Annotated in this window: 10 protein-coding genes; 7 read left to right on the forward strand and 3 right to left on the reverse strand. The window is 63.9% G+C overall.

Going from position 1 to position 12,855, the window contains the following annotated elements; genetic code table 11:
• Window positions 1–61 precede the first annotated feature (61 nt).
• The 6 genes from AAGT95_RS18115 (at window position 62) to AAGT95_RS18140 (ending at window position 7,658) form a co-directional block, all read left to right on the forward strand.
• The gene (locus tag AAGT95_RS18115; RefSeq protein WP_342594704.1) at window positions 62–1,846 is read left to right on the forward strand and encodes a type I secretion system permease/ATPase; all 1,785 of its coding nucleotides are present in this window, start codon (window positions 62–64) and stop codon (window positions 1,844–1,846) included.
• Window positions 1,843–3,180 carry an HlyD family type I secretion periplasmic adaptor subunit gene (locus AAGT95_RS18120; protein ID WP_342594705.1) on the forward strand — a complete coding sequence of 446 codons (1,338 nt, stop codon included), beginning with the start codon at window positions 1,843–1,845 and terminating at the stop codon, window positions 3,178–3,180. Before AAGT95_RS18115 ends, AAGT95_RS18120 begins: the two co-directional genes overlap by 4 nt.
• A complete protein-coding gene (locus AAGT95_RS18125) occupies window positions 3,180–4,628 on the forward strand; it encodes a TolC family protein (RefSeq protein ID WP_342594706.1) in 1,449 nt (482 codons plus the stop codon). The genes AAGT95_RS18120 and AAGT95_RS18125 overlap by 1 nt, the downstream gene beginning before the upstream one ends.
• 1 nt (window position 4,629) lies before the next feature.
• The gene (locus AAGT95_RS18130; protein ID WP_342594707.1) at window positions 4,630–4,887 is read left to right on the forward strand and encodes a hypothetical protein; all 258 of its coding nucleotides are present in this window, start codon (window positions 4,630–4,632) and stop codon (window positions 4,885–4,887) included.
• A 92-nt stretch (window positions 4,888–4,979) separates the two neighbouring features.
• Window positions 4,980–5,369 carry an MAPEG family protein gene (locus tag AAGT95_RS18135; RefSeq protein ID WP_342594708.1) on the forward strand — a complete coding sequence of 130 codons (390 nt, stop codon included), beginning with the start codon at window positions 4,980–4,982 and terminating at the stop codon, window positions 5,367–5,369.
• A 252-nt stretch (window positions 5,370–5,621) separates the two neighbouring features.
• Window positions 5,622–7,658 carry a putative bifunctional diguanylate cyclase/phosphodiesterase gene (locus AAGT95_RS18140; RefSeq protein ID WP_342594709.1) on the forward strand — a complete coding sequence of 679 codons (2,037 nt, stop codon included), beginning with the start codon at window positions 5,622–5,624 and terminating at the stop codon, window positions 7,656–7,658.
• Window positions 7,659–7,698: 40 nt separating this feature from the next.
• Here the strand turns inward: AAGT95_RS18140 and AAGT95_RS18145 are convergent, their stop codons facing one another.
• The gene (locus AAGT95_RS18145) at window positions 7,699–8,154 is read right to left on the reverse strand and encodes a hypothetical protein (RefSeq protein ID WP_342594710.1); all 456 of its coding nucleotides are present in this window, start codon (window positions 8,152–8,154) and stop codon (window positions 7,699–7,701) included.
• Between the two features lie 128 nt (window positions 8,155–8,282).
• On the opposite strand from AAGT95_RS18145, the gene AAGT95_RS18150 reads away from it, so the two are divergent.
• Window positions 8,283–9,167: an LD-carboxypeptidase gene (locus tag AAGT95_RS18150; protein WP_342594711.1), complete on the forward strand. Its 885-nt coding sequence runs from the start codon at window positions 8,283–8,285 to the stop codon at window positions 9,165–9,167.
• 84 nt (window positions 9,168–9,251) lie between these two features.
• Here the strand turns inward: AAGT95_RS18150 and fadA are convergent, their stop codons facing one another.
• A complete protein-coding gene (gene fadA / locus AAGT95_RS18155; protein ID WP_110599064.1) occupies window positions 9,252–10,427 on the reverse strand; it encodes an acetyl-CoA C-acyltransferase FadA in 1,176 nt (391 codons plus the stop codon).
• A gap of 26 nt (window positions 10,428–10,453) precedes the next feature.
• A complete protein-coding gene (fadB, locus tag AAGT95_RS18160) occupies window positions 10,454–12,619 on the reverse strand; it encodes a fatty acid oxidation complex subunit alpha FadB (protein WP_342594712.1) in 2,166 nt (721 codons plus the stop codon).
• Between the last annotated feature and the right edge of the window lie 236 nt (window positions 12,620–12,855).

Below are 12,855 nucleotides of genomic sequence, written 5' to 3' on the forward strand. Positions count from 1 at the left end.
GCTAAACGTGACAGGACCTTTCGATGCCACTTTCCAAATTGACGTTACAAGAGACAACACCGTGGCCCAACCCGACGACAAGACCGATCTTCAAAAGGCACTCTCCAATAGTCGCCGTGCCTTTCTTTACATCTTATTGTTCAGCATGTTCATCAACTTGCTGATGCTCGCCCCGTCGATTTATATGCTGCAGGTCTATGATCGAGTCATCACGACGCGTAGTCCCGAAACCCTGCTGATGTTGACGCTGGTCGTGGTGTTTCTGTTCGTCGTGATGGGCTCGCTGGACCTGGTGCGCTCGCGCATCCTGGTACGCGTTGGCAACCGGCTCGACATGCAGATCAATGAACGTCTTTATCAGGCTACGTTCAAGAGAGCCCTGCTGGTGTCGGGCAAGCCCTCGGCCCAGCCGTTCAACGACCTGACGACGCTACGCCAGTTCCTGAGCGGGAACGGGTTGTTCGCGTTCTTCGACGCGCCCTGGATACCGGTCTATATCGCCATTCTGACACTCTTCCATCCGTGGTTCGGCATCTTTGCCGCCGTCGCCGCCGGCATCTTGCTGGCCCTGGCCTGGATCAACGAGAAGAGCACCCAGTCACTGTTGAACGAAGCCAATCGCGAACACGTGCAGTCCCAGGATCTGGCCCAAAGCAACCTGCGCAACGCCGAGGTGCTCCAAGCCATGGGAATGCTCCCCCACCTCCTCGCCCGCTGGCGGGAGAAGCACCACGACTATCTCGTCAACCAATCACGCGCCAGTGATCGGGCCGGTGTCCTCAGCAACGTGTCGAAGACGCTGCGGGTCCTGTTCCAATCGCTGATTCTGGGGCTGGGCGCCTTGCTGGTGATCGAGGGCAGCCTGACCGGCGGCATGATGATCGCCGGCTCCATCCTGATGGGCCGGGCCCTGGCGCCCATCGACCAGATGATCGGCGGCTGGAAAGGCTTCGTCGCGGCACGCACGGCACACGCCAGACTCCAGGCGCTACTCGTCGCGGTGCCAAGCGACCCCCAGCGCATGCCGCTGCCGCCTCCTGTCGGGCGGCTCGCGCTCGAAGCGGTGACAGCCGCCCCGCCCGGCGACACGCTACCGACGCTGTGGGAGCTCAGCCTGACCGTCAACCCTGGCGAGCACATCGCCATCGTCGGGCCCAGCGCCGCCGGGAAATCGACGCTGGCCCGCGTCATGCTGGGCGTCTGGCCGGTTCAGAGCGGCTGCGTCAGGATCGGGGGGACCGACATCGGTCAATGGCCGCGAGAACGGCTGGGGCCATTCGTCGGTTATCTGCCGCAGGACGTGGAGCTGTTCGACGGCAGCATCAGCGAGAATATCGCGCGCTTCGGTGACATCGACCCGACACGCGTCATCGAGGCAGCGCAGAAGGCCGGCGTGCACGACATGATCCTTCGCCAGTCGGCGGGATACGACACCCAGATCAGCGGCAGCGGCGGTGTGCTCTCCGGTGGGCAGCGCCAGCGCCTTGGTCTGGCCCGCGCCCTGTACGGCAACCCGGTTATGGTCGTGCTCGACGAGCCCGATGCCAATCTCGACGCCAGTGGCGAGCGTGCGCTGCTGCACTGTCTGCGGCAGCTGAAGTCCCAGGGCACCACGCTATTCATCATCAGCCACGCGCCGGCCATTCTCGATCATGTCGATCGTGTGCTCGTCCTCCAGGAGGGCCGCATGGTCTCCTGCGCCCCATCGCGAAAACCGGTGGCGAAAGCCCCGGACGCCCAGCAGGCGGGCAGCGCCGCCGTCCACTCGATCCGGATGCGCGCCCGCGGCAACGCCGGCGACGCCCCTTCTCTCCCGCCCCTGTCACCGGAGCCGCCGACGCCATGACGCCAGCCTCTTCCACACCGATCTCGCTCGGCGCCCCCAAGGCCCAGTTGCCGACCCGTGACGATGCCAGCCGCCGATGGGGTCTGGGAATCCTGGTGTTCGCGCTTGGCGGATTTGTGCTCTGGTCGCTGACCGCCGACCTTGCGGTTGCCGTTGTCGCACCAGGGTCGGTTGCCGTCGAGACCTCGACCAAGAAGGTGCAGCACTTCGAGGGCGGCATCGTCAAGCGCATCCTGGTCGCGGATGGCGATCACGTCAGCGCCGGCGATCCCTTGATCGTGCTCGACGATACCCAGCCGCTGGCCAAACTCTCCATCGCCGAATCGGAGTACCGCATTGCCCTGGCCAGCGAGGTCCGACTGCTGGCCGAGCAGAGCGATCGCGACACCATGACGTTCCCCGACGCCCTGCTGGGCGACGTCTCTCCTCGCGTCCAGGCGGTGGTCGATGTCCAGAAACGACTGTTCCAGGTTCGTCGCCAGTCGCTGAAGGATGCGCTCTCCGCGCTCGACGAAAAGGCCCATCAGATGCAGGAGCAGATTGCCGGCCTCGAGCGGCTGCGGCAGGTAAACCAATCCAAGATCAACTCGCTGTCCGGGGAAGCCGCCGACTACCGGACACTGTTCAAGGAGGGGCTGGGGGACAATCAGCGCCTGCGCGAACTCGAGCGTCAGGTGCTCCAGTACCAGGGGGAAAACGCGCAGCACAGTGCCGAGGTGGCGCAGCTGCGCTCGCAGATCAGCGAGAACGGCTTCCAGAAGGAGATTCGCCTGCAGGACTACCACCAGGGCGTGGGCGAGGATCTCAAGGACGTACAGTCCCAGGTCACGGATGCCGAGGAGCGGGTAACCGCCCTGCGCGACCAGGTGCAGCGGACCGCCATCGTGGCCCCTGTCTCGGGCACCGTCGTCGGCCTGCAGGTTCACACCCAGGGTGCGGTCATTCGCTCCGGCGATACGATCCTGGAGGTGGTCCCGGCCAACGAAGCGTTCGTCGTCGAAGCGAGAATTCCCGATCGCGACATCGACAATGTCCACGCCGGCCAGCCCGCCGAGATTCGATTCAGCGCCTTCAACCAGCGTCTCTCGAACGTCATCGAGGGCGAAGTGAGCCATGTCTCGGCGGATAGCTTCGAAGACGAGGCAACGCGGACGCACTACTACAAGGCACGCATCAGAGTGACCGACGTGGGGCATGCCAAGATGACCTCTTCGATGCAGCTGCTGGCCGGTATGCCGGCGGAAGTGATGCTGAAGACAGGGGATCGCACCTTTGCCAGCTACATGTTCAAACCGTTCAGCGACATGCTGGCAAGAGCGATGCGAGAAGAGTGATGTCATCCATACGACCCTGGATCCTGGCCGGATGCCTCGTCGCTCTGGCCACGCCGACACATGCCCAGCCACTGGAGACCACGCCGTCGACCGGCGCATCGGCCACCACCGTCCCGGCGCCGCTACCGTCGCTGCCGCGACTCGTCGCCCTGGCGCTGAGCTACGACAGCGGCCTGCAGAGCCAGCGTCTGGACAGCCAGTCGGTGGCGCAGGAGGTGCCGATGGCGGAGGCCGGGCTGCGCCCGCGACTCGACGCCACGGCCGCCTATCGCTACACGGATGCCGACAACATCTATACCGAAAACCCTGACGACTATCCGGACGAAGTCTACGACGACCGCGTGGCCGGCAAGACCCGGGATACCAGTTGGGAACTGCGCATGACACAGCCGCTGTTCAGTCTCGAGCGCTGGCGCCGGGTCGGCAAGGCCCGCGCGCAGATGGACGCCGCGACGCTGCAGGTAGCCGTCGCCGAGAGGGACCTGGCGGTCAAGGTCATCGAGACCTACCTCGAGGCCTACCAGGCATCGCGCAAGCTGGGGCTGCTGATCGCGCAGCGGGAATCGCTGGTGCTTCAGCAGCGTCAGGCGCAGCGTGCCTACGACCTGGGTATCGGCGACCGTATCAACCTGCTGGAGTCCCAGTCGCGCCTGGATCAGGCCGTTGCCGACCAGACCTCCGCGGAGAACGACCTGGCCAATGCGTCGAGCGATCTCGAACGCCTGACGGGCACGCCACTGCTATTCGATCCGGTGCTGATCGAGACGCCGGAGAACCTCTCCATCGCTCCGGAGTCGATGCCCCTGGAGGGCTGGCTGGCGCTGACCAGCGACAACCCCCAGGTCCAGCTGGCCGCCGAGCGTCAGCGCGTCGCCAGAATCGACACTGACGTGCGTCGCGCCTCTCGCTATCCCGAGCTCAACCTGGTGGTCGGCTACAGCGATGTCGACAGTAACGATGCGCTGCGAACCAGCAGCGACTTGACCGCCAGCGTGGAGATGAACCTGGCGCTCTACCAGGGCGGATATACGACCGCCAGCATTCGCCAGGGGGAACTGACGGCGCTTGCCGGCACGGCATCGATGGAGAACGAGAGCCGCCTGGCCAAGCAGGAAGTCCGCAAACGCCTGAGAAGCATGCAAGGCGACCTGCGCCAGATCGAGGCCCTGCAGCGCTCGGTGGAATCGGGCAGCCTGTTCCTGCAGGCGGCGATCCGAGGCGAGTCGCTGGGCCTGAGGGACCTGGTCGACGTACTCGATGCGCGCTCCTCGCTCTACGATCTGCGCATCCGCCTGGTCGAGACGCTATGTCTCTATCTCAAGGATCGTACCTATCTCGATGCAGCCGTCGGCCGACTCGATACATCGACCTTGACGGATGTCGCCGGCATCCTCGGCCGCGTCGAGGAGGGCAACCCTCCCGCCACCACAGCGCCGGCCAGTGGCTGACGTGCGCCATCGACGTCATTTGGCCCTGGCTCGCCGCGTTCACGTCCATCGTCATGACGACTACGATGCGAAATTCTCGGCAGAGTGCTGGGCGCATGGCACTGTCACGCTCGACGATGGCCGGGTGCTGGCCAACGAGCCCGGCGGGGCTCGTGGCAATCCCACCAATCCCCTCAGCGACACCGAAATCGGGACCAGGTATCGCCAGTTGATAGAACCGGTGCTCGGCAAGCAGTGGATCCGCTTCTCGATATCGTGATGACACTGGAGCAACGGCCGGCAAGCGATCTGCTACCTTGGTTAGGAGCGACGGAGTAGCGTCGCATATGAGATCCGGTCGAGAGGATGGTGATGAATCTGCCGCTATGGTGCCTGCTGATAACCGCCCTGCTGCCGTTCTGGCTGGCCTTCTGGGGCAGCGCTGTCAGACGGCGTGAATTTGGGCAGATCGACAACCACCACCCGCGCCAGCAGTACGCGCGGATCGAAGGCAAAGGCGCCCGTCTGTGGGCCGCACAGCAGAATGCCTGGGAAGCCCTGGCCCTGTTCACCGCCGCCATCGTGGCCGCCACGACGGTGGGGGGTGGCGGCTGGTTGGTGGACGTCGCCTGCATCGTTTTCGTATTGGCCCGGATCGGCCACGGCCTGTGCTACGCACTGGATCTTTCCACCCTGCGTTCGGCAATCTTCGTGGTGGGTTTTCTCGCGGTTCTGGGCCTGTTCGCCATTGCACTGTTCTAGGGTCCGCCCCCGACAAGGGAGCACTCGCGATCATGAGTGGAGGCAAAAGCGCATGAGCTACACCCAGGCTTCAAGTTCTCGCTGAATGCGCCGATACGGTCTCCATTACGCCGCGGGATTGCATTTCGCCATTCAGCGCGATCGAGATCTCAATTCATGCCCATCGATGACGATCCACAGAGTGACCAACTCCCCGATGCCGGAAAAACGATCGGAGAGACACCGAAGACCTCGGTAACGACGGAACGCGCGATGACCGGGAACGAGACTCATCGTCGCTGGCTGCTGGAGGCGATGACAGCCGCCCGGACCTCCTACTGGCGCTGGTCCTCTCCCGATCGTGGCTTCCTGTGTGGCACGGCCGTGGGCGATACCGTCGAAGCGCACGAGCAGATGCGGATCGACTGGTGGTCGCTGTTGAAGACAATGCCATCGACCGAACGTCGCCGTGTGGTCACGCTCTGGCGGCGCATCAACGGCGGAGAGCAGGATGAGATCGACCTGCTGATACGCCCCGACACCCGCCAGCCCAAGACCTGGTGGCATGTCCGCGGCGCGGTGGTCGCCAGAAACGAAGAGGCCGCGCCACTCATCGCCACCGGCACCTGGGAAATCATCGACGACACTCACGACCACCGGGCACGAAGCAGTGTGAGAGCTCACGCCTTCGCAGCGTCACGTGATCCGATGCTGGTGGTGGACGAGCGCTGGCGCATCCTGGAAACCAACGACGCCTTCATCGAGCTAGGCGGTCGACCGACAGGCGAGATACAAGGCCAGGCGCTGCAGCGCTACATCGAGGCCGAGGTCCTGCGAGCCGATCCAGCGGCAATCGCGGGAAGCGACCGGGCCCAGCATCACGAAGGGCTCTTTCATGTCGATGGAGAGCCCCCTGTCCCCGTCGAGCTGACACTCAGCCATTTCACGCTGGATGATACCGGGCAGACCCACTACATCGCCGCCCTGCGCGATATTTCGGCCCGCAAGCGATCCGAGCGAGAGCTGGAGCATCTCGCCAGAATCGACACGCTGACCCAGCTCCCCAATCGGGCGACGCTTCAGCAGACCCTGAATCGGCGCCTGCTCCAGCTCACCCCGGGGCATAGCCTGGCCTTGCTCTTCGTCGATCTCGACGGTTTCAAGCACATCAATGATTCGCTGGGCCACCAGTCGGGTGACACCCTGCTGAAGATCATGGTCAAGCGCCTGCGTGCCACGCTACGGAGCAAGGATCTGGTCGCACGCTGGGGCGGCGATGAATTCGTGGTGGTGATCGATGTGGGCAGCGATGGGCAACTGGCCGACAAGATCGCCAGGCGACTGCTCGAGGCGCTGGCTCATCCCATGGTCATCAGCGGCCATCAGATCAGCGTCACCGCCAGCATCGGCATCGTCCATGCCCCCGATAACGGTCGCGACGGCGAGACTCTTCTCAAGCATGCGGACGTCGCCATGTACGCTGCCAAGGACAGGGGCAAGAACGCCATCGTCGCCTACCATCATGAGCTGAAACATCACAATCTGGAGCAGATATCGATGCTCTCGCGGCTGCGCGAGGCGATCGCCAAGGAAGCGCTCGACTTCGTCGTCCAGCCCAAGTTCGACAGTGGCAATTGTGTGATCGGCGCGGAGCTGCTGGCACGCTGGACCACCGATGAGTATGGCCAGGTGCCACCCAGCGTATTCGTGCCATTGGCGGAACACAACGGCATGGCATCATCGCTGGGGAATCTGGCGATCGAGAGAGCCGCCCAATACGCTGCGCTTCTCGCCGCCACCGGCAGGCCCTTGCCAGTCGCGGTCAACATTTCTGCGCTGCATGTCATGGATGACGACTTGGCGGCCACCCTGCGGCGTGCCTGCCAACGCCACCGGATCACCACCGATCAGATCGAGTTGGAGGTGACGGAGTCCGTCTTCCTGGAGAACACGCGGGCACCGGAAGCCAGGATCGAGCACCTCAGGCGGCAGGGTTTTCGAGTGGCGATGGATGACTTCGGGGCCGGCTACTCTTCGCTGGGCTATCTCAGGCGACTTCCCTTCGACACCATCAAGATCGACCGCAGTTTCATGCATGACCTGGAGACGGACCAGCGTTCACGCCATCTATTGGCGGGCATCGTCGGCCTGTGCAACCTGCTCGGAATGGAAACCGTCGCCGAGGGTGTGGAGACCGAGCAGCAGTGGCAACTGCTGCAAACGCTGGGGGTCAAGCAGTACCAGGGCTACTTCCTGGGACGCCCGATGGAGATGGATCAACTGATCGCGCGTCTGGCGGAGCGGCCGTGACACGAGACACCGCCGCACCGTTCCGATCCGGCCCAGGTTGTCACCCGGCCAACAGCGTGTCGCTGCAGGGATAGCGCGACAATTTCGCGATACCGGTATCGGTGATCAGCACCTCTTCCTCGAGCTTGACCCCGTCAGCTGCTCCCACTCCCCTGATGTCGCTCTCCACCGACGTCATGATGCCTGGCTCGGGGGTACCGTCCTTAGAGAATCGGTCGAAATTCATGTGGTGGGCGACCAGCGGGGTCTCGCCGTGCATGCCCACGCCATGAATGATCGACGGATAGCGGCGATCCAGAAAGCGTGCCCGGATCGTCCATGACCGTTCGGCGTTGTCGCTAGCACTCAGTCCCGGTTCGGCAACGCCCTTGTTGTGATGGACCCGGTCGTCATGGGATGGATCTTGTCGCGAGCCATGCGATAGAGGCTGCGCTGATAGGCCGAGGGTTTCCCGGGGCCGACGTGGAAGGTGCGCGAGCTCGGAGAAGCGTTCCACCCTGCCCTGATCGGCATCGTGACCCAGGCGGACTCGGTTCAGGAGGTCGAGCCGGTAGCCTCACGAGCAGCAGTGACGTAACGTATCGGGCTCCATTTGCCTTCGACGAACCTGCGACGACGCTCCCCATGTCAATGACGTTCAGCCTGATAGCCCCGGCATCGTTCACCCGTCCCGAGATACTAGACCAGGCCGAGGAAGCCTTGCGGCAGTTCGGTATCGAGGTGCGTTTTCCCGCCCAATTGCAGAAGCGACACCGCTACCTGGCCGGGGACGTCTACCACCGCCTCGAGACGCTCTACGCGGCCTACGCCGATCCCGACACCGACGCCATATGGGCCGTTCGCGGCGGCTACGGCTGCGCGCATCTGGCCACCGAGATCGACTGGCGCCGGCTGGCGCCCAAGCCGTTGATCGGTTACTCCGACCTCAGTGTGCTGCTGGATCAGTGCCACCGCCATGGATTGCCGGCGATCCACGGCCCGGTCATGAAGGAGGGCGTGAAGCTCACATCCGATGACCCCGCCCTGCGTGCCGCGAGCCAGCGCGATTTCAGCGCGCTGCTCGCGCTGCTCGAGGGCCGACCTGCCGACGGCGTGGCGTTGACGCCCATCACGGCCACCACCTCCGCCATCATCGAGGGGCCGCTGGTGGGTGGTAATCTCTCGACGCTGGCCAGCGTTGCCGGCACCCCCTTGGCGTTCCGGGCACCGCCTGGCGCCATCGTGGTGCTGGAAGACGTCGGCGAGCCCTTCTACCGGCTCGAGCGCGACCTTTGGCAACTGGTTTACGCCGGCGCGCTGGATGAGGCGGCTGCCGTCTGTATCGGCACCTTCGAAGAGTGCGTCCCTTATGGGGACCTGAGAATAGAGACACTGTTCGACACCTGGCTGACTCCCCGTGGCCTGCCGCTCTACGCCGGCCTTCCCATCGGCCACGGCCGCGACAACCTGCCCTGGCGCTATGGGGCCACGGCCCGAATCGCCGATGGCCAACTGCAGTTTGGCGCCTGAACGGCGGGTAGCGGCCAACGAAAAAAGCCGCCTCGCATAGGCGAGGCGGCCGTGGTCGATGAACCCCCTACCTGGATTCGAACCCTATACGCGCTCGAAGACCGTGGCGACCCCCTGCCCCATGCCGATGCACATGGTGGCCAGCCCCAGCGTGGTGTCCTGCTGGCGCATCACGTTGAGCAAGGTGGTGCAGATCCGCGCCCCGGAACAGCCCAGCGGATGGCCCAGGGCGATGGCGCCACCGTGCAGGTTGACGGCGTCGTCGAGCCGGTCGAGCAGTTCGAGATCCTTGAGCACCGGGATCGACTGGGCGGCGAAGGCCTCGTTGAGTTCGACCGTCTGAATATCGCCGATCTGGAGCCCGGCGGCCTTCAGCGCCTTCTGCGACGCCGGCACCGGGCCGTAACCCATGATCGAGGCATCGCATCCGGCGACGCCGGTCGATACCACCTTGGCAAGAGGCTTCAGCCCCAGCGACTTGGCCCGCTCGTAGCTCATCACCATCAGCGCCGAAGCGCCGACCGAGAGTGCGGACGACGTGCCCGCGGTGACGGTGCCGTTCCTCGGATCGAACGCCGGCTTGAGCGAAGCCATCTGCTCCAGCGTGGCGTCTTCTCGCACCACTTCGTCGTGCTTGATCAAGCTGCGGAAACCCTGCGCATCGTGGCCTTCGATCGGCACGATCTCGTTGTCGAAATAGCCCAGGCGATTGGCCTCGCTGGCACGCTGGTGGGAGCGCAACCCGAACTGATCCTGCTGCTCGCGGGTAACGCCGTGCATCTTGCCCAGCAGTTCGGCGGTCAACCCCATCATCATAGCCGCCTTGGCGGTCGTCTTGCTGGCCGCCGGATTGACGTCGACGCCGTGGGTCATCGGCACGTGTTCCATGTGCTCGACGCCACCGATCAGATAGCAATCGCCCATGTCGGCACGGATATTGGCTACCGCGATATGCAGCGCGCTCATCGACGAGCCGCATAGACGGTTGATGGTCTGCGCCGGCACCGAGCGGGGAATGCCGGTCAGGATGGCGGCATTGCGTGCAATGTTCATCGACTGCTCGAGGGTCTGATTGACACACCCCCAGAGAATGTCGTCGACGCCCGCGGGGTCGAGCTTGTCGTTGCGAGTGAACAGCGCCTGCATCACCGCGGCGGAGAGATTCTCGGCCCGCACGTGACGGAAGGCGCCGTTCCTGGCTTTGGCCATGGGCGAGCGCACGGCATCGACCACCACGGCATCTCTAGCGTTCAAACTCATGACTGTGACTCCGATTGGTGGTGGATTCAGCGATCGCTGGCGTCAGGGTAGAAACGCTCGCCGCTGGCGGCCATCTCCCTGAGCCGGACCGTCGGCGCATACAGCGCACCCAGCTCGTCGGCGAGCCGTTCGGCCACCGCCACGAACTCGGCCACGCCCATCGCGTCGATGTAGCGCAGCGCGCCGCCGCGAAACGGCGGGAAGCCGATGCCGTAGATCAATGCCATGTCCGCCTCGGCCGGCGAGCCGACGATACCATCCTCGAGACAGCGCACCGTCTCCATGCAGAGCGGCACCATCATTCGTGCGATGACCTCGTCGTCGGATAGCTCACGCGTCTCCCGAACGACCTCGGCCACCAGCCGGTGCGCCTCGTCGTCGTGGACTTTCTTCGGCTTGCCCTTCTTGTCTTCCTCGTAGGCGTAGAACCCCTTGCCGTTCTTCTGGCCGAGGCGCTGATTGTCGAGCATGATCTGGATCGCCGACTTGCCCTCGTGGGCCATGCGATCCGGGAAGCCCTCGGCCATCACTTCGCTGGCGTGAACGGCCGTATCGATGCCGACGACATCGAGCAGGTAGGCGGGGCCCATCGGCCAGCCGAAGCGCTCCATGATCTTGTCGGCGCGTTCGAAGTCAACGCCGTGCTCGACCAGGCCGCTGAAGCCACCGAAGTAGGGAAACAGCACACGGTTGACCAGAAAGCCCGGGCAGTCGTTGACCACGATCGGCGTCTTGCCCATCTGGCGAGCGTAGGCGACCGTCGCGGCAACGGCGGCATCGGAGGTTCTGGCACCGCGGATGACCTCGACCAGCGGCATCCGGTGCACCGGATTGAAGAAGTGCATGCCGCAGAAATTTTCCGGCCGCTTGAGATCGGCTGCCAGTCGATCGATGGAGATCGTCGAAGTGTTCGACGCCAGGATGGTCTCTTCCGAGACGTTGGCTTCGACCTCGGCCAGTACCGCGGACTTGATCTTGGGGTTCTCGACCACCGCCTCGACCACCAGGTCGACGTGATCGAAATCGCCGTAGGAGAGCGTCGGGCGGATGTTGCTTAGCACCTCCGCCAGCTTGGTCTGGCTGAGCTTGCCGCGCTCGAGCTGTTTGGTCAGCAGCTTGCGAGCCTCCTTCAGACCCAGCTCGATCGCCTCCGGCTTGATGTCCTTCATCAGGATGGGCGTGCCCTTGTAGGCGCTCTGGTAGGCGATCCCGCCCCCCATGATGCCGGCGCCGAGCACGGCGGCCTGGGCCACCGTTCCGGCACTCTTCTCGTACTGCTTGGCCTTCTTCTTGACCGCCTGATCGTTCATGAACAGGCCGACGAGGTTGTAGCAGACATCGGTCTTGGCAAGCTTTGCAAACGCCTGGGCTTCGATCGCCTGGGCTCGTTCGCGGCCCTCGCCCGCCCCTTTCTGGATGACCCGGATCGCCTCGATCGGTGCAGGATAGTGCGGCCCCGCCTTGCCCGCGACGTAGCCCTTGGCGGTCTCGAACGCCATCATCTGCTCGACCGCGTTGAGCTTGAGTGGCGACCCCTTCTCGGTACGACGAGCGCGGTAGTCGAAATCACCGGCATTGGCCTTGTCGAGAATGTCCCGGGCCGCAGCCATCAGTTTTTCCTGGGGCACGACATCGTCGACGGCGCCCACCTTGAAGGCCGTTTCGGCATCGTTCTGCGAGCCACCCGCGATCCACTCGATCGCATTGTCGGCACCGATCAGACGCGGCAGGCGAACGCAGCCTCCCCAACCTGGCACGATGCCCAGCTTGGTCTCGGGCAGCCCGATCTGCGCGGTTTCCGCCATGACACGGAAATCGGTCGTCAGGCTAAGTTCGCACCCGCCACCCAACGCCAGCCCGTTGAGTGCGGTGACGGTGGGAAAAGGCAGGTCTTCGATGCGGTTGAACAGTGCGTGGATTCGCGTGTTCATGTCGACCAGGAACGCCTCGTCCTTGGCGAACATGGCATGAAATTCGGTGATATCGGCACCGACGATGAACACGTCCTTGGCGCTGGCGACGATCAACCCCTTCAAGCCAGATTCGGCTTCCAGAGCATCGACGGCCAACGACAGCTCGCCAATGACCGAAGACGACAGCTTGTTGATCGCTTCATCCTTGAGGTCGAGCGTCAGAAGCGCTATACCGCCGTCCTGGACCTCGACCCGGATGGCATCGCCTTGATAGAGCATGGGAAACCTCCGTGCCATGACTGCGAAAATGTCCCTCGCCATCGGCGACAGGACAAATCATACGACTGTTTGAATATCGAGAGCTTGAGGTGCGCGTCGGGGCTCGTCAAGCTCAACCAAAGTCTCGCTCCACCCTCTTCAGCCCCAGATTGGCGCCGCCAATGCCGGGGTCGAGAAGTCCGTGTTGGGCGCCGTCGCGCAAAATCGATTCCCAACCGCTAGAATGTGTCGCCCGT

The sequence above is a fragment of the Salinicola lusitanus genome (assembly GCF_038648475.1).
In the GTDB taxonomy this organism is placed as follows: domain Bacteria; phylum Pseudomonadota; class Gammaproteobacteria; order Pseudomonadales; family Halomonadaceae; genus Salinicola; species Salinicola lusitanus.